The 20,354-nt window shown below is 55.7% G+C and carries 25 protein-coding genes and 1 pseudogene; 14 read left to right on the forward strand and 12 right to left on the reverse strand.

The window, feature by feature from the left end:
• Window positions 1-361 precede the first annotated feature (361 nt).
• Together AC2FEE_RS19400 and AC2FEE_RS19405 are read left to right on the forward strand one after the other, a co-directional pair.
• Complete coding sequence (locus tag AC2FEE_RS19400; protein ID WP_496866979.1) at window positions 362-586, forward strand: AbrB/MazE/SpoVT family DNA-binding domain-containing protein; 225 nt, start codon at window positions 362-364, stop codon at window positions 584-586.
• On the forward strand, window positions 583-969 hold the full coding sequence (locus AC2FEE_RS19405) for a type II toxin-antitoxin system death-on-curing family toxin (protein WP_496866980.1): 387 nt from the start codon (window positions 583-585) through the stop codon (window positions 967-969). Before AC2FEE_RS19400 ends, AC2FEE_RS19405 begins: the two co-directional genes overlap by 4 nt.
• A 381-nt stretch (window positions 970-1,350) precedes the next feature.
• On the opposite strand, the pseudogene AC2FEE_RS19410 reads toward AC2FEE_RS19405, so the two are convergent.
• The 5 genes and pseudogenes from AC2FEE_RS19410 to AC2FEE_RS19430 form a co-directional block, all read right to left on the reverse strand.
• A pseudogene (locus AC2FEE_RS19410) lies at window positions 1,351-2,564 on the reverse strand (IS3 family transposase).
• A 251-nt stretch (window positions 2,565-2,815) separates the two neighbouring features.
• Window positions 2,816-4,075 carry an FCSD flavin-binding domain-containing protein gene (locus tag AC2FEE_RS19415; RefSeq protein WP_496866981.1) on the reverse strand — a complete coding sequence of 420 codons (1,260 nt, stop codon included), beginning with the start codon at window positions 4,073-4,075 and terminating at the stop codon, window positions 2,816-2,818.
• Window positions 4,076-4,099: 24 nt separating this feature from the next.
• Window positions 4,100-4,471, reverse strand: coding sequence for a c-type cytochrome (locus AC2FEE_RS19420; protein ID WP_496866982.1), 372 nt, complete (start codon window positions 4,469-4,471; stop codon window positions 4,100-4,102).
• Window positions 4,472-4,485: 14 nt separating this feature from the next.
• Window positions 4,486-4,818, reverse strand: a complete 333-nt coding sequence (soxZ, locus tag AC2FEE_RS19425) for a thiosulfate oxidation carrier complex protein SoxZ (RefSeq protein WP_496866983.1) — start codon at window positions 4,816-4,818, stop codon at window positions 4,486-4,488.
• 15 nt (window positions 4,819-4,833) lie between these two features.
• Window positions 4,834-5,271, reverse strand: a complete 438-nt coding sequence (locus AC2FEE_RS19430) for a thiosulfate oxidation carrier protein SoxY (protein ID WP_496866984.1) — start codon at window positions 5,269-5,271, stop codon at window positions 4,834-4,836.
• Between the two features lie 180 nt (window positions 5,272-5,451).
• Between AC2FEE_RS19430 and AC2FEE_RS19435 the strand changes: the two genes are divergently transcribed.
• The 9 genes from AC2FEE_RS19435 to pqqE all read left to right on the forward strand — a co-directional run bounded on the left by AC2FEE_RS19435 (window position 5,452) and on the right by pqqE (window position 12,532).
• The gene (locus AC2FEE_RS19435) at window positions 5,452-6,198 is read left to right on the forward strand and encodes an ABC transporter ATP-binding protein (protein ID WP_496866985.1); all 747 of its coding nucleotides are present in this window, start codon (window positions 5,452-5,454) and stop codon (window positions 6,196-6,198) included.
• Window positions 6,195-6,986: an ABC transporter permease gene (locus AC2FEE_RS19440; protein ID WP_496866986.1), complete on the forward strand. Its 792-nt coding sequence runs from the start codon at window positions 6,195-6,197 to the stop codon at window positions 6,984-6,986. The genes AC2FEE_RS19435 and AC2FEE_RS19440 overlap by 4 nt, the downstream gene beginning before the upstream one ends.
• Window positions 6,983-8,584, forward strand: a complete 1,602-nt coding sequence (locus AC2FEE_RS19445; RefSeq protein ID WP_496866987.1) for a sensor histidine kinase — start codon at window positions 6,983-6,985, stop codon at window positions 8,582-8,584. The genes AC2FEE_RS19440 and AC2FEE_RS19445 overlap by 4 nt, the downstream gene beginning before the upstream one ends.
• A gap of 9 nt (window positions 8,585-8,593) precedes the next feature.
• Window positions 8,594-9,277: a response regulator transcription factor gene (locus AC2FEE_RS19450; protein ID WP_496866988.1), complete on the forward strand. Its 684-nt coding sequence runs from the start codon at window positions 8,594-8,596 to the stop codon at window positions 9,275-9,277.
• A 103-nt stretch (window positions 9,278-9,380) separates the two neighbouring features.
• Entirely contained in the window at window positions 9,381-9,482 is a 102-nt protein-coding gene (gene pqqA, locus AC2FEE_RS19455) for a pyrroloquinoline quinone precursor peptide PqqA (protein ID WP_085823998.1), read from the forward strand.
• 23 nt (window positions 9,483-9,505) lie between these two features.
• The gene (gene pqqB, locus AC2FEE_RS19460; RefSeq protein ID WP_496866989.1) at window positions 9,506-10,402 is read left to right on the forward strand and encodes a pyrroloquinoline quinone biosynthesis protein PqqB; all 897 of its coding nucleotides are present in this window, start codon (window positions 9,506-9,508) and stop codon (window positions 10,400-10,402) included.
• Window positions 10,399-11,148, forward strand: coding sequence for a pyrroloquinoline-quinone synthase PqqC (gene pqqC, locus AC2FEE_RS19465; protein WP_496866990.1), 750 nt, complete (start codon window positions 10,399-10,401; stop codon window positions 11,146-11,148). The genes pqqB and pqqC overlap by 4 nt, the downstream gene beginning before the upstream one ends.
• Window positions 11,148-11,420, forward strand: coding sequence for a pyrroloquinoline quinone biosynthesis peptide chaperone PqqD (gene pqqD, locus AC2FEE_RS19470; protein ID WP_496866991.1), 273 nt, complete (start codon window positions 11,148-11,150; stop codon window positions 11,418-11,420). The genes pqqC and pqqD overlap by 1 nt, the downstream gene beginning before the upstream one ends.
• On the forward strand, window positions 11,420-12,532 hold the full coding sequence (gene pqqE / locus AC2FEE_RS19475; RefSeq protein WP_496866992.1) for a pyrroloquinoline quinone biosynthesis protein PqqE: 1,113 nt from the start codon (window positions 11,420-11,422) through the stop codon (window positions 12,530-12,532). Before pqqD ends, pqqE begins: the two co-directional genes overlap by 1 nt.
• Window positions 12,533-12,535: 3 nt before the next feature.
• Here pqqE and AC2FEE_RS19480 read toward each other — a convergent pair whose 3' ends face one another.
• Genes AC2FEE_RS19480 through AC2FEE_RS19510 form a run of 7 tightly spaced genes read right to left on the reverse strand, consistent with a single transcriptional unit; the run spans window position 12,536 to window position 17,747 of the window.
• Window positions 12,536-13,132 (reverse strand): ABC transporter ATP-binding protein, encoded by a 597-nt coding sequence (locus AC2FEE_RS19480; protein ID WP_496866993.1) that lies wholly within the window; start codon window positions 13,130-13,132, stop codon window positions 12,536-12,538.
• On the reverse strand, window positions 13,129-13,878 hold the full coding sequence (locus AC2FEE_RS19485) for an ABC transporter permease (RefSeq protein ID WP_496866994.1): 750 nt from the start codon (window positions 13,876-13,878) through the stop codon (window positions 13,129-13,131). The genes AC2FEE_RS19480 and AC2FEE_RS19485 overlap by 4 nt, the downstream gene beginning before the upstream one ends.
• A gap of 6 nt (window positions 13,879-13,884) precedes the next feature.
• Window positions 13,885-14,850, reverse strand: coding sequence for an ABC transporter substrate-binding protein (locus AC2FEE_RS19490; protein ID WP_496866995.1), 966 nt, complete (start codon window positions 14,848-14,850; stop codon window positions 13,885-13,887).
• Between the two features lie 19 nt (window positions 14,851-14,869).
• Window positions 14,870-15,118: a PepSY domain-containing protein gene (locus AC2FEE_RS19495; protein WP_496866996.1), complete on the reverse strand. Its 249-nt coding sequence runs from the start codon at window positions 15,116-15,118 to the stop codon at window positions 14,870-14,872.
• A 15-nt stretch (window positions 15,119-15,133) separates the two neighbouring features.
• On the reverse strand, window positions 15,134-15,571 hold the full coding sequence (locus AC2FEE_RS19500; protein ID WP_496866997.1) for a cupredoxin domain-containing protein: 438 nt from the start codon (window positions 15,569-15,571) through the stop codon (window positions 15,134-15,136).
• Window positions 15,572-15,590: 19 nt separating this feature from the next.
• Window positions 15,591-16,562 (reverse strand): YVTN family beta-propeller repeat protein, encoded by a 972-nt coding sequence (locus tag AC2FEE_RS19505; RefSeq protein ID WP_496866998.1) that lies wholly within the window; start codon window positions 16,560-16,562, stop codon window positions 15,591-15,593.
• Window positions 16,563-16,574: 12 nt separating this feature from the next.
• The gene (locus AC2FEE_RS19510) at window positions 16,575-17,747 is read right to left on the reverse strand and encodes an ABC transporter substrate-binding protein (protein WP_496867047.1); all 1,173 of its coding nucleotides are present in this window, start codon (window positions 17,745-17,747) and stop codon (window positions 16,575-16,577) included.
• 321 nt (window positions 17,748-18,068) lie between these two features.
• On the opposite strand from AC2FEE_RS19510, the gene AC2FEE_RS19515 reads away from it, so the two are divergent.
• Genes AC2FEE_RS19515 through AC2FEE_RS19525 form a run of 3 tightly spaced genes read left to right on the forward strand, consistent with a single transcriptional unit; the run spans window position 18,069 to window position 20,354 of the window.
• Window positions 18,069-18,608: an SRPBCC family protein gene (locus AC2FEE_RS19515; RefSeq protein WP_496866999.1), complete on the forward strand. Its 540-nt coding sequence runs from the start codon at window positions 18,069-18,071 to the stop codon at window positions 18,606-18,608.
• Window positions 18,609-18,615: 7 nt separating this feature from the next.
• Window positions 18,616-19,539, forward strand: coding sequence for a beta-propeller fold lactonase family protein (locus AC2FEE_RS19520; RefSeq protein ID WP_496867000.1), 924 nt, complete (start codon window positions 18,616-18,618; stop codon window positions 19,537-19,539).
• Window positions 19,536-20,354 carry a quinoprotein dehydrogenase-associated SoxYZ-like carrier gene (locus AC2FEE_RS19525; protein ID WP_496867001.1) on the forward strand — a complete coding sequence of 273 codons (819 nt, stop codon included), beginning with the start codon at window positions 19,536-19,538 and terminating at the stop codon, window positions 20,352-20,354. Before AC2FEE_RS19520 ends, AC2FEE_RS19525 begins: the two co-directional genes overlap by 4 nt.

A 20,354-nucleotide genomic window follows, 5' to 3' on the forward strand; every position in this document is an offset into this window, starting at 1 on the left:
TGATCGCTGTCCTAAAGTCTTCCTGTCCGCAATCGCACTCGCAACAACCGTCATTTATTGGCTAGGAATCCTGACCCCAAGACTTCTGCCCAAGACTGATCATCAATTGACTCAATAGAATACGATCCGGAAGTCTATTCTTGATAACCATTGCCGATGAATCACTTTGTCGCAGATCAATGAGAAAATGGTAATTCGGGCCAACTATGGCGCGCGCCTGATCACTTATACTCTGATCGTTTAAGCCTCGTATTTGACAATTAAGGGCTTTGGCGGCTTTGCTCTATTGAACCCAAACCCGATCAAGCTTGATAGAAAGACACCTATGGTATATACATATGGATACACGAAAGGTGCGCGCATGATTGAGACGAAAATACGCAAAGTTGGCAATTCGGCTGTTATGACTCTGACAACCGAGATGTTGACCATTTTGGATGTCAAAGAAGGCGACTCTCTGTTCGTTGTCCGGAGCGACGACGGCGCACTTAAGGTCATGGCCCACGACCCCTCCGTGGCTGAGGCATTGGCTGCTGCAGAACTTGTCATGGATGAAAACCGAGACCTCTTAGAGGCGCTTGCGTGAAAGGGCTAATCTGGGTTCCGCTCAGTGCAATCATTATAGTTCATGACAGACAAATATCGAGGCACGGTGGGGCACCGGGGCTTAGGGATCAGGCGCTTCTGGAAATGGGCTGTGCGCGGGCGATGAACCTTGCCGCTTATACAGATGCAGGCCTTGCGGACATTGCCGCCGCTTACGCGTTTGGAATCGCCAAAGCCCACGCTTTTGTAGACGGCAACAAGCGCACCGCCTTTGTAACAGCGGCGACGTTCCTGCGACTCAACGGCCTTTCAATTCGCCCAGATCCTGTCCAGGGCGTTAAAATGATGGAAGATTTGGCATCCGGCGACGTGACCGAAAAAGAGTTCGCCCATTGGATTGCCGCGATATCACGACCTATTTGAGTTTAGATGCTTCGCAGTTTTTCCGCGACGCAACTGAAAAGCAGCCGATCAAGAAACTCAACGGACGTCCAGCGAAGCCGCTTCACACTCCCAAGCCCAATTAGCCGCCGGCGCACATACAATTACGTAAAACAGTTTTCTTGACGACCCATCACCAACAGAGAAAGCACGAGGTGCATACATGTTACAAGTTGATACGAAAAACGCTTATGGATCGTTGATGAAAGACGTAGATCAATTTGAAATTGTTCGCCACAAGCTCGGAAAGCTATTAGAAGCAAACGGTTGGACGAAATAAACAAACGCAGACAGTAACAAACCCCAAAGAAGAACAACACTCATCATGCTGAGCAGCCTCATCTGACTGCCCTAGGTTGATTGTCAGTGCATCATTGGCCTGTGATCCATCGGCATGATGGTTTCAGGTGCCGGCGGGCGATAGCACAAAGCACTGTGGGGGCGTTTTGTGTTGTAGTTTCTCCTCCATTGTTCGATCAGAATTTGAGCTTCGCGCAGGCTGTAGAAGATCTCACCGTTGAGCAACTCGTCCCTGAACCTGCCATTGAAGCTTTCACAGTATCCGTTATCCCAAGGGCTTCCAGATTCGTTGTACGCTTTCTTACCCCGACAGCAGCAATCCAACCCCTGACGGCCATGGCTACAAATTCCGGCCCGTTATCTGAACGTATGAAACCGGGTGCGCCACGAAGGTTGAACAGATCCGTCAGGGCGTCAATCAGGTCGGTCGAGTTCAGCTTCCGTATCACCCTGATCGCCAGAAAACCTCGACCGTACTCATCAAGGATGTTCAGCGGCCGGAAGGCTTTACCATCATCGGTTCGGCAATGGACGAAATCATAGTTCCACACGTGGTTGCGTTTCCTGGTTGAGCCGGACACACGACCCATCGTTCAGCCAGAGCCGTCCTTTCTTCGGTTGTTTCGCGGACACTTTCAGCCCTTCTCGTCGCTAAAGCCGTTCAATCGCCTGTCGCTGACAGACCCTCCAGCCTCTCTCAGCAGCGCTGCGATCCTGCAATAGCCATATCGCCCGTATTGACGGGTCAGCTCGATCATGTCGACCACCAACCGGTCTTCGCCTACGCAACCTTGTGGGGCGCGCCGTTGCGTGGACCGGTGTTGTCCAAGCACGCGGCAGGCGCGTCTCTCGGAAACGTTCAGCTGGTTGCGAACATGGTTAATACAAGCACGACGACGAGCGGGGCCCAGCAGGGCTGCACGTTCGGGCCTGCAAATCGTACATTGAATGATTTACTTTTCGGCCTTCATCCTTTGTGGCTTCCGTCAGGACCAGTTTGCCCAGCGTCAGATCAGAAACCGCACGCCGCATTCGTTCGTTCTCTTTCTGAAGCCGCTTCAGTTCTTTCAACTGATCTACGCCCTTTCCACAATCGCCGGTGGGCTCGAACCAATGCCGCCTTCAACGGCTCATTTCTTGCGCCAGCGGTAATAGGCTTCAACAACAACGCCAATCTGTCCGACTGCATCAAGTCGGGACATGCCTTGCCCCATCAGAACTTTAACCTGCCCTGACTTTGAGACAATTTCCTCGGGCTTCGACCTCTTGCTTGCCATTCTTGGTCCTTCGTTTCCTAAAAAAGACGGAGGGCCAGTTCAGTTGGTAGCTCGCAGTTCATCAAAGGTCGGATCAGGCCCAGGCCGGGTTTCAAGTCTTTCGTTTCAGCTGAATCTGCCCTTGCCGGTACTGAACCGGCACGCATGATCCGCAAAGATCAATTCACGCTTGGACTCTCGCCATTTCGACAGTTTGCTAAACTGCCAAATAGTTCTGTCTATTCTGCTTTGAAAAGATTTTGCGACAGAACCTATTCAAACATGTCCGCAGTGATGGCGCCGTACCAATTCTCAGATTCTTCGTATGTTGTCTTGCGTAGAACAGCGTCTTCACCGACCTGACTGATAAAGCCGTCAACACGTGCTATTTTCTCTTCGGTCGCCTCATAGGTCGCACCGACTTTGACGCCGTCATTGACCGCGATCAATGACCAGCATGTGTTTGCATATCTTGGTGGGAATATCCGTGACCCGGTCAGCGCACTGCGTACGGAATTTGCACAGACCTTGGCTTGCGAATTGGCTGAAAAACCGGATTTTGGCATATCGCCCTGTTCACTTGCGTCGCCCAGAACATAAACATCCGGATCAACTTTTGAGGACATGTCAGCCGAGTTCACCGGAGCCCACCGGCCATCCGTAACCCCCGCGAGTTCAGCAATGCGCCCGGCTTTCATAGCAGGAATGACATTGCAGACGTCAACGGTCATTTCATCGCCGTCAATTGTCAGGGTCATCCGGTCCGGGTTGACCGAGACTTCCCCACCGCCAAATTCTTCGCCGATCCAGTCAATCATACCCGGATAGTGCGTGGCCCAGCCGTCCTCGAACAGCGCCATTTTAGAGAATTTTGGTTTCGGGTCAGCAATGATAATTTTAGCGGTCGGGTTGGTATTCTTCAAAACATGGGCGACCATTGAAATTCGCTCGTAAGGACCCGGCGGACAACGATAAGGGCTTGGAGGCGCGACCATCGCATACACTCCACCCTCAGGCATGGCATCAATTTGCGCGCGCAGCAGCTGGGACTGAGATCCCGCTTCATATGCGTGAGGCATCTTGTTCTGCGCAGATAGTTCCCAGCCTTGAACAGACCCTTCAACGAAATCAATACCTGGCGCTAGGATCAACTTGTCAAAGGGCAGCGCCTGCCCCCCAGCCAAATTCACAGTCTTACCGACCCGATCAACCACAATCGCCCAGTCATGGATGACATTGATACCGTACTTTGCAGCAAGCGCACCGTAGGTGTGCCCGATCTCATTGATCGATTTCAGGCCACCAATGTAGAGGTTGGAGAAGAAGCAACTGAAATAAACCTGTGACGGTTCGACAAGGGTTACATCAATTGCGCCATCGCTATCCTTGGCGATGTAGCGGGCCGCAGTGGCCCCACCGGCCCCGCCACCAACTACGACGACCAGGGGTTTTCTGCGGCCTTCCGCCAGAACTGCTGGCGCTGACAAAGCGCCTGTCGCGGCACCCAAGAATTTGCGTCTATTCCACGTCATCTGAACCCCTCCCTGCGGCTCTTTTCACTCCAGCGTGTTAAAGTATGCCGCCAACGCTGCGATTTCGTCATCGTTCAGACGCCCGGCCATCATCTGCATGATCGGATGTTCACGCTGTTTGCTCTTATACGCCAGCATCGCATCCACGAAGGCGTTGGGATCAAGCCCGACAATCTGTGGAATACTGTCCGTCTCGGCACTTGCCTGATGACAGGTCAAACATTCCGCAGCCAGATAGGCACCTAGTTCTAAGGCATCGTCTTCCACGTCTGCCTTTGCCTCGGAGACGGAAAAAACGCCAAAACAGGCGCAGGTGGCGAGGATGGCCTTCCTCGTCCTTGTTTCACAGTTTTTCAACGCCCAACGCTTGCAAAATCCACGCGCGATCAGAACCATCACTTTCGTCGACATCATGATACGACCGAGATCGCACGGCTGTCGGTGTAGATCGCACCGTCATCGTCAAACCAACTGAAGGTAAAAACGCCCGGGCCCGGGACAATTGCCTGAAACTCGAAGAATGGGTTATTCGATATTCCGGGGCCGATATCGAGGTCGATGACCACCTCTTCTTCGAATTCACACAGAAAACGATGAATGATCGACCGCCGAATAGGCTGGCCATCAGGATCAAGACGATGACCGGACTCCATGCGGTGGGTGATCAGGGTCTTGATCGTAACCACGTCACCAGCGCGAGCCTGTTTAGGCAACTTGACGCGGGTTTTGACGCCTGTGGCCATGTCACAGCTCCTCTGTCATGCGCAACCACCCACAACGACCGAGACCGCCCACGTACCGCGGCGAACACTGCGGTCCGGCAGACGCGCGAGGGCCAAAACCTCTTGGGACTGTCCCAGACGCATGCGCGTTGAAATGGCGTGCGCGCCAGCCAAAGGCCCGAACCGAGCCCTGAGAACCGGCAATACCGGATTGCCGGGTGCGATTAACATGACCTCCTCTGCCGAGACAGCGTTAATGGTCACCGGCACGCGATAGCCATCTTCGGCAATGGCCTCCATATCGATGGATACGCCGCTGTCGTTAATCAGTGCATCACCAGCAAAACTGTTGATCAATTCTTCCAGCGTCGCGACGTTCGGCAAAGCCACCAAATCCTGCGCGCGCACAGGCAAGGCAAGACACATCAAAGCCCAAAGGCTCACCTGCAGTGCATCGCGCCGATTTAAGGACATTGCGGCCCTTTCTCATTGGTCTGATGCCGATGTTACCTGCGCAATCGCTGTTCGGATACATAACATATCCGTGAACCTTCACATACTTAAGTCGCGGTCGGGCCCCAGACAGGAAGGTTGAGAAACGCGAGCCGACATTGCAAGCTGCGGTCAAGCCCCACGGTTCGGGACGGAGGAAGAATGTCAAATACGCGGCACTCGGCAATAGCCAATCCCGGTCTCGCCGTGCGCGAGTTGAGTTTTTATTATGGCGCCAAAGCAGCTTTGGATGCTGTCTCTTTCGAGGTATCAGCAGGAGCTTTCTGCGGGCTGCTCGGCCCGAATGGGGCCGGAAAATCGACGCTGGTGTCCTTGCTAACACGGTTGCTTGTGGCACCGGATGGTAAAATCAGTGTTGCTGGTCACAATCTACGCCAAGCCCCCCGCAAGGCGCTGGCCAGGCTCGGCGTGGTTTTTCAACAACCAACCCTGGATCTGGGTCTGACGGTGCGCCAGAACATGACTTATTTCGCCGCCCTGCACGGATTGCCACGATCGGAGGTCCCTGCCCGTATCGACGCAGCACTGGATCGGTTGAACATGCGGGAACGTGCCGGGGAACGCGTGCGTGACCTAAATGGCGGTCATCGACGCCGCATGGAGCTGGCGCGTGCACTGTTGCATGACCCTTCAGTGCTGCTGTTGGACGAGCCAACCGTCGGGCTCGATGCCGCAGCAAGGCAGGCGATAACCGACCATGTGCACGACCTGGCGGAACAGGGGCTGTGTGTTCTGTGGGCCACTCACCTGACAGATGAAGTGCGCGACGATGACCAGTTGCTAGTGCTGCATCGCGGTCAGATCCTGGCTCGCGGCCAGACAGGCGACCTGCGAGGCGATCAAACGCTGTCCGATTGGTTCCTGTCCCAGACCGAGGTCCCGGCATGAGCGGATTCTGGGGTGTTGCACGCGCCATTATTGGGCGCGAGTTTCTGCGTTTCATCCATCAACGCGAACGGTTTCTTGCGGCTTTGGTCCGGCCGATGGTGTGGCTTTTGATTTTCGCAGCAGGGTTTCGCGCGGCACTCGGCCTGTCGATCATCCCACCTTATCAGACCTACATCACATATGAGACCTACATCGTTCCGGGCCTCTGTGCGATGGTTCTGCTGTTTAACGGGATGCAAAGCTCGCTCAGCCTTGTCTACGACCGCGAGATGGGCTCGATGCGCCTGTTGCTGACCAGTTCGTTCCCACGCTGGTGGCTGTTGTTCTGCCGCCTGCTGGGGTCAACGGCGATATCCATTCTGCAGGTCTACACATTTCTTGCGCTGGCTGCGCTGTTCGGAATAGTCCTGCCACTGCCCGGCTACGTAGCGGTTTTGCCGGGGTTGGTTTTAGGTGGCCTGATGCTGGGAGCGCTGGGTCTGGTGCTGTCCAGTTTTATCAAACAATTGGAGAATTTCGCCGGGGTCATGAACTTTGTCATCTTCCCGATGTTCTTCCTGTCCTCGGCCCTCTACCCCTTGTGGCGAATGGCCGAAAGCTCCCCCTTGCTGCGCGATATCTGCGCCTTCAATCCGTTCACGCATGTGGTCGAATTGATCCGGTTTCTGTTTTACCTGCAGATCAACTGGGGGGCTCTGATGTGGGTTCTGGCGTCGACTGTGGTTCTGTGCACGATTGCCGTATGGGGATATGATCCGGCCCGTGGTCTGATGAAGCGGAAATCATGACGACCAAGCCCGAAACCACCAAACGCAGCCTGCTTTTGAAAACCCGTTTAGGCCTCGGTGCGGTTGTGCTTGGGTCCGGAACCCTTTTGACGGCGGCTATCCTCTATTTCGGGATGCAAACCGTCGCCAGCCGCTTGGAAACGGCGCTTGCTTCGGAAACCCGGATGGCACGCTATGCCGTTTTGTCTACCCAAGCCGCGACCTTTCTTGTGATCGCAACGGAATCGATCCAGACCGGCCAATCCGTCGAAACCCGACTGGATCGCCTTGCCCCAATCCGGGACCAGATTGGGACAACCTTTCTGCAACTTCGCTCAGATGTAGAAGAGTCCGTTGCCGCCGTTCGGTCCCTCGGGCTGGACGAGCAGTCCCGGTACGGAACCCAATCCCTTGGACTGGCCAGAATGGAGGCGCTACTGGCCAACACGCTGGACGGGCTTGCTGATACTGAGGCCGATCAGGCACGGCTGCGCGCCCATATCGAGTCGTTTGCGTCGGCATTTGATCCCTTGCTCAGTCAGGCCGTGAATACCGAGGTTCTGTTTCGAAACTCCATTTTGGCCGGGATCGAAAGGACGCGTTTGACGCTGACCTGGGTGGCATTGGCACTTGCACTATTCGCCTTACTCAGCACGGTGTGGTTTTACTTTGGGCTGGTACGACCACAATTCTCTCGTCTGGACCGGCTGCGCAACGCGGCAGTTCAGGTTGGCAAATCCGAGTTTGCTGTTTCGCTACCAGAAACCCGCAACGATGAGATCGGCCAATTGTATGGCGAGACCAATCGAATGGCGGATGCACTAAAAAAACGCCAGGATGAGGTTGATGCAGAATGGGCCGGATTGAATGAGACTATTGCTCAGCGGACGCAGGAACTTCGCGCGGCAAACGAAACCTTGTCCAAGATTGATGAGAATCGCCGCCGCTTTTTTGCTGATATCAGCCACGAATTACGCACACCGCTGACGGTTATCATGATGGAATCACAAATTGGCCAACGGGATAGCCAGACCGCGCCAGAGACTTTGGCGACGATCGAGTCTAGTGCTGCAAAACTGAACCAGCGCATTGACGATTTGCTGCGTGTCGCGCGATCTGAAACTGGGGAACTGGCTTTGGAACTGCGAAATGTTGCGCTCCGCACGGTGATGCAAACCGTTGCGCGTGACATTAAGCCTGAAATCGACAGCGCCAGCATGCATCTTGAAGTGGGCGACTTCCCGGATTGTATCTTGCATTGCGATCCGAACTGGATGCGTCAGGTTTTGCTCAGTCTATTGCGCAATTCGATCCGGCACGCGCGCGATGGCAAAGCATTGTCGCTTTCGGGTCAATCGAAAGGTGGGATTGCTCAGATACAGATAACCGATAACGGTCCGGGAATTCCCAAAGGCGCGCAAGGTCAGATATTTGAACGGTTTGTTCAGAGCGGGGTAGCGAACAGTCAGGGGTTTGGCGTCGGACTGGCTCTTGCCAGATGGGTCGTCGAGGCTCATGAAGGATCAATCTCAATAACCAGCCCGGTCTTAGGTGATCACGCCTTGGGCGCAAATGCCGGTACAAATGTCTGCATTCGATTGCCGTTGTCAGAGGCTTAGAGTGATACCATGGCCTCGAGATTGTTGATCATAGACGACGACCCGAAAATCACCTCGGCCCTTGTCCGGGGCCTGTCACTACACGGCTACTCGGCCGAAGCAGAGAACCGCGCCGATCATGGGTTGGAGCGGTTAAAGAGCGGTGCATTCTCAGGTGCAATTGTTGATGTAATGCTGGGCGCAGACAGCGGTATAGAACTGGTCCGGTCCGCACGCGCGGCTGGTGTCGCGATCCCCATCCTGATGTTGTCGGCCCTCTCCGACGTCGACCACCGCGCGGCCGGGCTGGAAGCCGGAGCCGACGACTATGTCGTGAAGCCCTTCAGCTTTGACGAACTTGTCGCCCGGTTGCAGGTACAGGAACAACGCGTGCTTTCGCAACGTCCCGATCCGGCGCGGATATCAACAAAGGACAGAACCCTCTCCATCCGAGAAACACGCATTACGCTGACAGAACGCGAGTTTGATCTGCTCATGCTGCTCAACAGCAAAGCGGGAACACCCATCTCACGCGGGGAGCTGTTTGACACACTTTGGTCGCAGGAGGGATCCAGTAACGAAAACGTGGTCGATGTCTACATAGGGTATCTGCGCAAAAAACTGGGATCCGGTGATTTTGGATTTGAAATCATAACGATACGCAATCAGGGTTTTTGCCTTCAAGGGGTGGCTCCATTGTCGGATGACACCTGAGTACCGACCAAAGTCTAAATCCTTCTTATGAATTAAGAGTCGCACGGGCGCATGAGACCTGCCACATTGAACCCAAGCACATCTTAAGAGGAGGACCCCCGATATGGCTTGGAGCAAACCTGTTATCCGCGAAATCGAGTGCGGCATGGAAATCAACATGTACGGCCCCGATCATGATGATGAGCGTGGCGGCGGCTTGATCTGAACAGACGCAAGCGCCAACATTAGATGACGTTGCGCGCGATAATACTTGGGGCCGCTGCTGGCGGCGGCCTTCCGCAATGGAACTGCGGGTGTGAAAACTGCAATCTGGCACGACGCGGAGAAATTCCTGCGCAAACGCAATCATCGCTCGCCGTGTCCCCCGATGGCCAGAACTGGGCCATTCTGAACGCTTCTCCGGATATTCGAACGCAGCTGGGCAATACGCCCCTCCTGTTTCCCACAGGGTTGCGAGAGTTGCCGGTTCGATCGGTGCTGGTGACAAACGGGGATATCGACCATGTCGCGGGCTTGCTCACGTTACGCGAGATGCAGCCATTCACGCTTTTTGCCACCAATAGCATTCATGGCGTCATTGGAGAAAACCCAATTTTCAATGCCTTGAACGCCTCTGTTGTGAAACGCGAGCCGATTTCGCTGAATGAGCCCTTTGAACTTGTTCCAAACCTAACAGCAACCTTGTTTCCAGTGCCCGGCAAGGTGCCCCTGTATCTGGAAGGGGACCATGTTCAAACCGATCTGGTGGGTGAACAAACTGTGGGCGTGGCGCTGCGCACGCAAGGAAAGACAGCCTATTATATCCCAGGCTGTGCTGCTTTGACGCCCGAGTTGCGTGCTCAGCTTGAAGGGGCTGACCTCTTGTTTTTTGACGGCACGCTCTGGCGGGATGATGAGATGGTGCGCGCAGGGCTGGGGCAGAAAACGGGCAAGCGAATGGGGCATTTGTCGATGGACGGTCCCGACGGCTCGATCGCCGGGTTCGCTGATATGCAGATCGGACGGAAAGTCTTTGTTCACATGAACAACACCAATCCGGTTCTGCGCCCCAACAGTGCCGAGAAAGCTCGGGCACAGGCCAAGGGCTGGACGATAGGTGAGGATGGAATGGAGATCACGCTATGACCCAAAGCCGCGAAGATTTCGAAGCCAGGCTGCGCCAGATCGGAGCTGAGCGCTATCACGACCTGCATCCTTTTCATCATCGCCTGCATGGCGGCCAATGCACCCGCGACGAAGTCCGCGCCTGGGTGATCAACCGCTACTACTACCAGCATTCCATCCCGATGAAGGACGCCGCCTTCATGTCGCGCGTTGAAGATCCGGCCCTACGTCGCGCCTGGCGGTCGCGGATCGAAGATCATGACGGCACAGAAGAGAACGAAGGTGGTATCCGGCGCTGGTTGCGACTGGCCGAAGCGGTCGGTCTGGATCCGGAATATGTCGCCTCATGTGACGGCGTATTGCCTGCCACCAAGTTTGCGGTGGACGCTTATGTGCGATACGTCCGCGAAAAGACATTGCTAGAGGCGGTTGCGGCCTCACTCACTGAGCTATTTGCACCCAGGATTCATGCCAACAGGATCGAAGGTCTGCTTCAGCATTACGATTTTGCGGATGACAGCTCACTTGCCTATTTCCGCAACCGCTTGAAAGAAGCCCCTAAAGATGTGGCCTTTGGTCTGGCTTGGGTATTGGATCATGCCGATACCGCAGAAAAACAGGAAGCGGCGGCCAAAGCGCTGATATTCAAGACTGATGTCCTCTGGTCGCAGTTGGATGCCTTGTGGGGTGCCTATGTTGAGCCCGCCCGCATTCCTCCAGGTGCCTGGAAACCGGAAGCTGGTCTGCTGATGCGGCGGGCATCGTGATGCTGGCGCAGGAGGTCCCCTCGCTCCCGCGCGGTGTCCGTATCCATTTCGATTCCGTACGGGAAAAATGGGTGCTGTTGGCGCCTGAACGGGCCGTAACGCTGGATCAGATCGGGCAAGCGATCTTGCACGAAGTCGACGGCCAGCGCAGCTTTGGACAGATCACGGCAATTTTATCCGAAAAATACAGCGCCCCGGAAGAGCAGATCGCCGAAGACAGTTCGGGTTTTCTGGATGCCCTGCGGGCGCGGCGTTTTCTGGATGTGATTTGATGCAGACAAAGACCCCACCACCCATCGCCATGTTGGCCGAGCTGACGCATCGTTGCCCATTGTCCTGTCCTTATTGCTCCAACCCGGTCGAAATGGCGAAGCTCGACAGCGAGTTGGATACCGAAACCTGGGCTCGCGTTTTCCAAGAGGCTGCCGCGCTTGGCGTCTTACAACTGCATCTGTCAGGCGGCGAACCCGCATCCCGACGGGATTTGGTCGCGTTAGTCAAAGCCGCGCGCGTGGCCGGGTTATATACTAACCTGATCACTTCGGCGATCGGCCTTTCCGAACGACGCCTGAACGAGTTGGATGAGGCTGGTCTGGACCATATCCAGTTGTCACTTCAGGGCACCGATGCTGTGATGGCGGATAAAGTGGGCGGGTACCGGGGTGGGTTTGACCGTAAGATGAAAACGGTCGAATGGATCAATCAAATCGGATTCCCGCTGACCCTGAACTTTGTCCTGCACCGCCACAACGCGCACCAACTGCCACGGGCGCTGGAACTGGCACAGGAGATGGGCGCACGGCGGATCGAAGTTGCAACGGTGCAATTCCACGGCTGGGCTTTGAAGAACCGGGATGCATTGATGCCAACGCGGGAACAAGCGCAGCAGGTGACGAAACAGGTGACCGAGGCGCGGACAGCACTCAAAGGGCAGTTGGTCATCGACTATGTCCCGGCGGATTATCATGATGACTATCCCAAACGATGTATGGGCGGTTGGGGCACCACCGGGCTGAACGTGGCTCCTGACGGTCAGGTTCTGCCCTGCCATGCAGCACAGTCCATTCCGCATCTGACATTTGATCGGGTACAGGAAAAACCGCTTGCGGACATCTGGTACAATAGCCGTGCATTCAATGCTTACCGCGGAACGGACTGGATGTCGGACCCCTGCAAAACCTGCGAACGGAAAACTATTGATTTTGGGGGCTGCCGCTGTCAGGCCATGGCCATTATCGGTGATGCAAGCGCCACCGATCCGGTGTGCATCAAATCGCCCCACCATCAGGCTTTGCAGGATCAGGCAAACGAATATGCAGCCAAAGCGGATGCGCCCTTTGTCTATCGCGTCTCACCCGGGGCAACGACTGAACCTGCGGAGTAGTTCCTACCCTAAAACAGCGCCGTTTGGCCCGGATATCAGGTTGAGTATCCGGTCGGAAAGTCGTTTCGCTTCGGATTTGGAATGGGTCACGAACAGGGTGGCTGGGCCATGCTGTGCGATCAGACCCTCGGTTAGAGTCAGCATCGTCTCGGCTGTTTCGGCGTCCAGAGAAACAAAGGGCTCGTCCATAATCAGAAACTCGGGCTGCCCGGCAAAGGCGCGCGCCAGCGACAACCGCCGCTGCTGACCCAACGACAATTGCCCGGGAAACAAATCCCCCTTTTCCTCCAATCCAACGTCGGACAGAGCGACGTCAGCATCGGCGCGGGACAAGCCCGGGTGGATCAGGATCAGATTATCAAGAGCAGAACGCCAGGGCAGCAAAGTGGGTTCCTGAAACACGATCGCCAGCCGATCCGGCCGCACGATCTGGCCGTCAAAGTCAGGATCGATACCGGCAACCAATCGCAGTAGCGTTGTCTTTCCGATACCCGATGGCCCGGTCAACGCAAGCGTTTCCCCAGCAGCGATATTAAAAGAAATAGGACCTAAGACGACGTCATGGCCAAAGCGTTTCTGCCGGATGTCGATGCGGATCATGCGGCTCTCCACCGTCGTGTCTTGCGCTCCAATGGCTGCAAAAACAACCATTCGACGACCAGCATGACCGCAATGAATGATAACGCATAGACCAGCACCATCGCCACATCAAACAGTTGAAAATACAAGTGGATTTGAAACCCGACGCCAGATGAGCGCCCAAGAAACTCGACCACAAGCACGATCTTCCAGATCAGGGAAAGCCCAGACCGTGAAGCAGCCGCGATAAACGGGGCAAGCTGCGGCAGGATCACGTGACGTAGTCGTGTTTGCTTCGGCAATCGGTAAACCTGGGCCATCGCATCTAAGTCCGGATTTAACGCTCTGCCCCCCTCGCGAAGGATCGTCGCAACATTGGGAATTTTGTTCAAGGTTACGGCCGTAATCGCCGCCACCTCTGTCAATCCGATCCAGAGATAGCACAGCACGATCAGCACCAAGGCCGGCAGATTCAGGAAGATAACCAGCCAGGGGTCGAGCCAGCGGTTCAGCGCCTCCGAGCGCCCCATGGCCAGCCCAATAGCCGTCCCCAAGGTCATCGCCAACGCGAAGGCCCAGATCACTCGCAACAAAGTCGCACCAAGGCTTCGCAGCAATTCCCCCGATACCAGTTCCTGTTGAAATCGGGGGATCAGATCCCAGGGCTGCGGCAGAACCTGCGGGTCTGCGGTCAAAAAGGCCGCAACAATCCAAAACGCCACAAGGCCCGCGATGGACATAAGTGGCGTGAGGCGCGTGTCTTGCATCAAATCCTATTCCACGTCAGCAAACAGACCTTGTGGCACTGTTGTTGCTTCACCGACCAGCTCGGCCCCGCCTAATTCTGCCATCAGTTCCAGCATCTTGTTGGCGGCATCCGTGTCAACAGGGCTGCGATCAGGAATTCCTGCGATCCAATCGGATTTGAGCTGTTCAAACTGCGTGTCGGACTTCGCGTTCATACGAGGGCGGATCGCCTCCCATGCAGCAGGAGAATTGGCCAGCAGCTCCTTGGCGTCGCGGCTGGCGGCGAACAGGCTCTGCGCAAGGTCCGGGTTTTCGTTGAGAAAGCTCTCCTTCAGGTAATAGCCCAGCAGCGGCGTATTTATGTCGAGGCCAAGCGCCTGCCCGGCGTCTTCCACCGAGATCAGCTCCTTCATGCCCGACGCTTTCATCTTGGCCAGAAAGTGCCAGAAATTGATCGCCCCCGCGAAATCTCCTCCCAGAGCGGATTTGAAGATCAGTGGCGGAGCACCGAACACCTGCTCGGTGTCGGCTTTCAGATCCATCCCATATTCCTGCGCTGCATAGGCACGCAGGATCAGCCAGGATTTGTCCAGCGGTCCACCGGCAATGCCTATCTTGCCACCTGCCAAATCCTTCAAACTGGTCGCAGGGCTGTCAGCGGGCACAACCACCCCACCGACGGCTTTGGAGTAAGGGATAAAGACATAGTCCTTCCCAGCAGCCCTTTGACGCGCGACCCAAATCCAGTCAGCGACGGCCAGATCAGCTTCGTCGCCTGCGACCGCGATGCGGGTTGCGCCATTGTCGGCAAATGGTTGAACATCAAGAATGAAGCCATGTTTCTTGTCCAGACCGTTCTGGCGAATGGTCTCCAACTCCCAATTCACCGTCCCGATCTTGAGTACCGCAGCGCGAATGGTTGGCAGGGTATCGGCGCCCAGAGCGCCCGCCGTGAAGACCAGCGCAAGGCAGGCGGCAAGTAGTTTGATCATGACTTCATCCTTTCACCCGCTATTCCGCCTTTCTGCTGACTTCATTCAGATCTTTATCCAGCTTGATGTCGAACTGGTTGCCACCCTTACAGATGACGTCATCCAGATCATAACCATCGTCTTCAACTTCGATGTCATCCGGATCCATCTGACATTCGATGGATGCAAGATAGGCTTCGATCTTTTCGACAGTTGCCGCGTCAATATCGTCGGCGAATGCAGGTGCCGCTGTAATTCCGGCGATCAACAGAACTCCCGCCTTTTTCATCATACTATCCTTTCTCTATTGAATACTGACTGTGATACGTTGCGAGTCACCCGTGGACCCGGGGATGCGAATTTCATGGCTGCCGGGTTTGATTGCGATAAACGACAGCTCCGCCACGCCAGCCTTGTCAAACTCGATGCTGTCCACCGCCATCGGGCGGATTTCGATCTTGTTGATCACGATCTCGTTCATCCAGATCGCGCGGAAGAACGATGGCCCCTCGATGGCCAGTTCTGCAGATCCATCGGCGGTGATCTCAAGCTTGTAATACGCGCCGGATTGCAGGACCACATCCTCACCCAGCGGTTGCCCCGAAGCAAGCGTCAGCTTGATGGTGTCACCTCGGTTGCATTTCGCCAGAAGGCCGGCAAATCCCAGATCATCACAGAGCGGGGCCGCCGAGACCGGTTCGCCTAACGTTGCAACCATCGCGGCAATCAAGAGTTTTTTCATTCCCGTCCCTCCCAGAACTTCAGTCAATGGTCACCACGCCCCAGGGCTGTTGTCCGACCTGTACCGATTTTATGGCTTTCTCTGCAGCCACATCGATAATCGTGATGTCGTTTGAGTTGCCATTTGTGGTCAGCAGATATTTCTCATCCGGCGTGAAATCGAGCTGCCAGACCCGCTGTCCAACAAGGACGTAGTCCAAAACCTCAAGGCTTTGTGCGTCAACGACGGCAACACGGTTTGCAGGTCCCAGAGCAACAAACAGGCGTTTGCCATCCGAGGTTACCTTCGCTCCGACGGGCTGCAACCATTCCGGCTGCACCCCGGGCACCTCGAAGCTGATCTTGCCAACAACTGTGGGCGTTCCGTCCTCGGCTATATCCATAACCGAGACTGTCCCGCCAATCTCCGAGGTCACAAACAGGCGTTTGCCATCGGCGGTATACTGGGCATAACGCGGGCGCTGATCGACCAGGATGTTGTGCTTGATTGTGTAATCCTCGGTGGAAATGAAATGCGCCATGTTGGTGGTCTCAGAGGTGTTGACCACAAATTTGCCGTCCGGGCTCATCCCCATGCCTTCGGGTTCGACGCCGACCGGCACCTCGGCCAGAACGGTACGGGTTTCGGTATCCGTGACCGTAACCAGATTGTCGTCTTCATTGGCGATGTATAGTCGTTTGCCCGAGGGTTCTAGGATGAAAAGCTCAGGGTCGGGGCCCGAAGGCAAGCTGGGCAGTTCCTCATAGGTCTCTGTATCAAACACCCGGATGATATTGTCATCCGAGGCACAGACATACAGCGTACCGCCATCCGGGCTGACGGTGATGCCACGCGGGCGGTTGCCGCCGGGAAATTCGGTGATCACCTCCCAGGTTTCGGTATCCACCACGGTGATGGTGTTACCCCGCTCATTCGAGACAAAGGCCTTGCCCGCCAGCGCAGGACCAGAGGTCAGCGCGGCACAGGCAACGGTCAACAATAGTCGTTTCATCAAGACCTCCGTTTATTCAAATGCCTGACAGCTGGATTCCGCCCGATCCAGACCCATGGTATCGAGCGGTGAGACCTGGTGCAGGAACCCCTCCTGTGGGCTGACACTGACAGTGATCGATCCGTCATATAGAAGGATCGGCTGGCGCAGTTGCCCGTTCCAATCGCGGAACGTCACTTTCTGCCCTTTAAAAGCAGCAAGTTCGAACTCATCTGACAGGGCATAGTCCCGCACACCGTCCGGCTCGGCAGTGCTGGCGCGGGTCACGGCCTCACCGATTACACGCAGTGCAAGCCAGGTGCTATAATCCTCGGGACGGGCAAAGCGGCCCGTCAGCTCTTCGAAACGGGTCTGGAATTGAGTTGCTCCCCAGGCCTCATGCGCGCCGTGGAAGGTCGTTGGGCGCAGACCGCCGGAACCCATCACTGGGCGCGGGGTCCAAAGGTGGTAAGACAGGTAGCGTCCGAAGTAGTCCGTTTCGTCTGCAGCGATCACCACATCATGATCTCGTACATCTTGTGTATCGAGCGGCAATTGGCGTTGAACCAGAACATGGCCAGAATCTGTCCGCCGAGAGCCTCCGGTATCCGCAAAGGTCCGATCCTCGGCAATATTCGCGCCAAACTTGGTGGCGGCACGGCGATAAGCATCAGCCAGTTTGATATCTTCAGGGTTTGAACCGGCGAGCAAAAACCAATCGTCCCACTTCTTCCAGACCGCAAACTGCGCCACTGCATCAGCTGTCATGGCACGGGACGGAGCAATATGCAGCAGGTTGCCGCGGCAGTTTGCATCCCGTAATTCGACATCTGGTGCCGACGCATTGAAAACCAGTGCCCCAGCCTCACCCGCCTTGTCCGTCAGGCGCAAAACGTCTGGGGCTTCGGCCAATAGAACGATCAGGCGCACACCGTCTGCAAGGATCTGGTCCATTGCGACGTCGGCCTCTTCTGGCGATACCGCAACAGTTGCAGTCTCGTAAGTATGTCCCAGAAACCCGCCCGTAGTGCTGTTATCTTCATCCCCGAGCGCGGCACCGGCAAAGCCCAGATCGTCCGGCTTCAGATCATATCGCGAGATCGGCAAAAGCGACGGATAGTCGATCCGTAGCACGGCAGCTTTCACATCGATCGCCGCCGCAGTCACTGCAGACACACACCAGAACAGCGCCGCAAGCTGCGGCAGCACGCGAAAAATCAAGATGCCCTCCCGTTGCCCGAAAGATCAGGCTGGCTCATCAAGGGCGAAACGCCCTAAGAACGGAACCGATACTTTTGGCCGTGTTGTAAACCAAAGCGTATCAGCTTCATGATTAAGCTCGATTCTTATTTTATAAGAATGCGCGTATGCGGTTGATCTTGCTATGGTTTCCCACGACCCCCTACGGTTTCGCAGGGGATCGGAAAGGGTGGCCTGTTCAGCGTGACTGCACGTCAGTTTTGACCGGGAACACGCGGTCGAAAGGCCGTGCCAAACACCGCCAAGCGCATTCAGGGAGGATACAGGATGAATCGACGAACGCTTCTCGCGACAACCGCTGCGTTACTGGTTCCGGGCATGGTCTGGGCCCACGGGCCGACCCGGCAGAAAGTCACGCTGACCGCCGAAGTCGCGGCCTCGCCCGAAGAGGTTTGGGCTGTTGTCGGGAACTTTGATGACATGTCATGGCATCCCGCCGTGCATGCGACTGAAGGCAAAGGCGGCAACGAGATCGACGCGACCCGGTTGTTAACACTCGGCCAGGAAGATGGGCCGAAGATTGACGAGATTCTTTATAAACACAGCGACGAAAAGATGAGCTATTCCTACCGGATCACCGAAGTTGCGGTTGAGGTGCTGCCTGTTACAAATTACTCATCGCACCTGACGGTCAAAACGCGCGACGGGGGCGGTTCGATCATCGAATGGCGCGGGGCCTTTTATCGCGGTTATCCAAACAACGATCCACCAGCCGAACTAAATGACGAAGCCGCCATCGCCGCCGTGACAGGGGTGTATCAGGCCGGCCTCGATGCGTTGATCGAGCGTTTTGGTGCGGCAAGCTAGCCGATCCTTGATATTGCTTGCGGTGCTCTCTGGCAGCCCGGTGCCGGCAGAGACGGCGTTCATCACTTGCCAAAACGGTGAGGAACTCAGCCGCATTGACCTTTCCGAAATGCAGGAAACGGCCCGTTGGCCGCTGCCCGGCATGCCTGCGGGCGTGGTCGTTGGGTTGGACGGTACGCTGTTCGCCGTGTCCCCGGATAGTAAAACGGTGCGGCGTTTGTCTGCAGAAACGGGTGAGGCGATAGCGCAGGTTATGCTCGATGGTGGTCCCATGGGAATCGCGCTAGACCCTGTACGCGGGCGAGTATTTGTATCGGATTGGTTCAACTCTCGTCTTTGGGTTCTGGACAGCGAAAGTCTGGAGGTTCTGACAGAATTGCCAACAGGCACCGCCCCGGCCGGGATCGCGATTTCATCCGATGGACGTTTTCTGGCATCGGCTGACAAGGACTCTGATCAGGTTTCGGTTTTCGATGCAAAAACTCTACAAACACTTCACATTGTAACCGTTGGCACCCGCCCCTTCGGATTGCGCTTTACCCCTGATGGGCGGCTTTTTGTCGGCAATGTCGGCAGCAATGATGTCAGCGTTGTCGATGTCGAAACCGGCGCGGTCATAGCTACGGTCCCCGTTGGCGAACGTCCCTATGGAATAGCCTTTGCCCATGGTCGTGCATTCGTCACGAACCAATATGCCAATACGCTCAGTGTTATCACTCTTGAGACGTTGGAGCATGAAGCTCTGCTTGAGGTCGGGGAATACCCGGAGGGCATCGACGCAACAACCGGCGAGGATCTTGTGGTCATCGCAAACTGGTTCGACAACACTGTCAGCATTGTGGACCCAAAGGCGCTGTCCGTGGTAGAAACGATAGAAACCTGCGATGGGCCGCGTGCCTTCGGCAGATTTCTGCAAGGAGGAAGACAATGAAGGCTTCTCACCTGATTGCAGCCCTGTTCTGCGTGCTGGTTGCTCCAGCCTGGGCATCGAACGAGGCATGGGAAAATGTCCGCGCGCTGCTCTACGGCGACCGACCAATGCAGAATGGTGACGCGTTGATCGCGATCGATGCGCCCTACCGCACACCCGATGACACACGGACCGAGCTGGCGGCTCAGGTCGTTGCCCCCAGAGGAACGAATGTAGCGAAAGTGACCTTGGTGCTGGATGAAAACCCGATGCCTGTTTCTGCTGTGTTCGAATTGGAAGAACCGCTGCCGAGCTTCTACTTCGACGTGACCATGCGCGTGAACGGCCCGACCCCGATGCATGTCATTGCCGAAACCACGGATGGCCGCCTTTGGGTGTCAGAAACCTTTGTCAAAACTTCGGGCCTTGGGGCTTGCGCCGCACCGCCCGGAACTGACCCGAAACTGGCGTTGGAAAACCTGGGAACGATGGAGGCGGAACTTGTCGGTCGTATACCTGCGCTGGATATGCGTTCACGGTTGTCCAATCTAGGTGCGGATCGCGCCAACAAGATGGATCTGAACATTGATCATCCGTCGCATTCGGGAATGCAGATGGACCAGATTTCCCTGCTGTTCATACCGATGCGCTATGTGGAAACCGTGGATATTGATCTTGATGGCGCGGGTTATGTTCAGATGACCGGATCAATTTCATTGTCTGAAAACCCGAGGGTCGGCGTATCCGTTCCAAGCCGAGCGCAAGCGGTGGATGTGACCATGACAGACACGGACGGAACGGTTAGTCATTTGCACAAGAGGCTGGCGGGATTCTAG

This window comes from Ruegeria sp. YTSC199 (genome assembly GCF_059609725.1).

Bases quoted from the DNA above. Each gene is read 5' to 3' on its own strand.
- AC2FEE_RS19400 (WP_496866979.1), top strand. From the start codon at position 362: ATGATTGAGACGAAAATACGCAAAGTTGGCAATTCGGCTGTTATGACT.
- AC2FEE_RS19450 (WP_496866988.1), top strand. From the start codon at position 8,594: ATGGCCTCGAGATTGTTGATCATAGACGACGACCCGAAAATCACCTCG.
- pqqD (WP_496866991.1), top strand. From the start codon at position 11,148: ATGCTGGCGCAGGAGGTCCCCTCGCTCCCGCGCGGTGTCCGTATCCAT.
- AC2FEE_RS19515 (WP_496866999.1), top strand. From the start codon at position 18,069: ATGAATCGACGAACGCTTCTCGCGACAACCGCTGCGTTACTGGTTCCG.
- soxZ (WP_496866983.1), bottom strand. From the start codon at position 4,818: ATGGCCACAGGCGTCAAAACCCGCGTCAAGTTGCCTAAACAGGCTCGC.
- AC2FEE_RS19485 (WP_496866994.1), bottom strand. From the start codon at position 13,878: ATGCAAGACACGCGCCTCACGCCACTTATGTCCATCGCGGGCCTTGTG.
- AC2FEE_RS19525 (WP_496867001.1), top strand. From the start codon at position 19,536: ATGAAGGCTTCTCACCTGATTGCAGCCCTGTTCTGCGTGCTGGTTGCT.
- AC2FEE_RS19420 (WP_496866982.1), bottom strand. From the start codon at position 4,471: ATGGTTCTGATCGCGCGTGGATTTTGCAAGCGTTGGGCGTTGAAAAAC.
- AC2FEE_RS19415 (WP_496866981.1), bottom strand. From the start codon at position 4,075: ATGACGTGGAATAGACGCAAATTCTTGGGTGCCGCGACAGGCGCTTTG.
- AC2FEE_RS19480 (WP_496866993.1), bottom strand. From the start codon at position 13,132: ATGATCCGCATCGACATCCGGCAGAAACGCTTTGGCCATGACGTCGTC.
- AC2FEE_RS19445 (WP_496866987.1), top strand. From the start codon at position 6,983: ATGACGACCAAGCCCGAAACCACCAAACGCAGCCTGCTTTTGAAAACC.
- AC2FEE_RS19505 (WP_496866998.1), bottom strand. From the start codon at position 16,562: ATGAAACGACTATTGTTGACCGTTGCCTGTGCCGCGCTGACCTCTGGT.
- AC2FEE_RS19430 (WP_496866984.1), bottom strand. From the start codon at position 5,271: ATGTCCTTAAATCGGCGCGATGCACTGCAGGTGAGCCTTTGGGCTTTG.
- AC2FEE_RS19495 (WP_496866996.1), bottom strand. From the start codon at position 15,118: ATGAAAAAGGCGGGAGTTCTGTTGATCGCCGGAATTACAGCGGCACCT.
- pqqE (WP_496866992.1), top strand. From the start codon at position 11,420: ATGCAGACAAAGACCCCACCACCCATCGCCATGTTGGCCGAGCTGACG.
- AC2FEE_RS19490 (WP_496866995.1), bottom strand. From the start codon at position 14,850: ATGATCAAACTACTTGCCGCCTGCCTTGCGCTGGTCTTCACGGCGGGC.
- AC2FEE_RS19500 (WP_496866997.1), bottom strand. From the start codon at position 15,571: ATGAAAAAACTCTTGATTGCCGCGATGGTTGCAACGTTAGGCGAACCG.
- pqqA (WP_085823998.1), top strand. From the start codon at position 9,381: ATGGCTTGGAGCAAACCTGTTATCCGCGAAATCGAGTGCGGCATGGAA.
- AC2FEE_RS19435 (WP_496866985.1), top strand. From the start codon at position 5,452: ATGTCAAATACGCGGCACTCGGCAATAGCCAATCCCGGTCTCGCCGTG.
- pqqC (WP_496866990.1), top strand. From the start codon at position 10,399: ATGACCCAAAGCCGCGAAGATTTCGAAGCCAGGCTGCGCCAGATCGGA.
- AC2FEE_RS19440 (WP_496866986.1), top strand. From the start codon at position 6,195: ATGAGCGGATTCTGGGGTGTTGCACGCGCCATTATTGGGCGCGAGTTT.
- pqqB (WP_496866989.1), top strand. From the start codon at position 9,506: ATGACGTTGCGCGCGATAATACTTGGGGCCGCTGCTGGCGGCGGCCTT.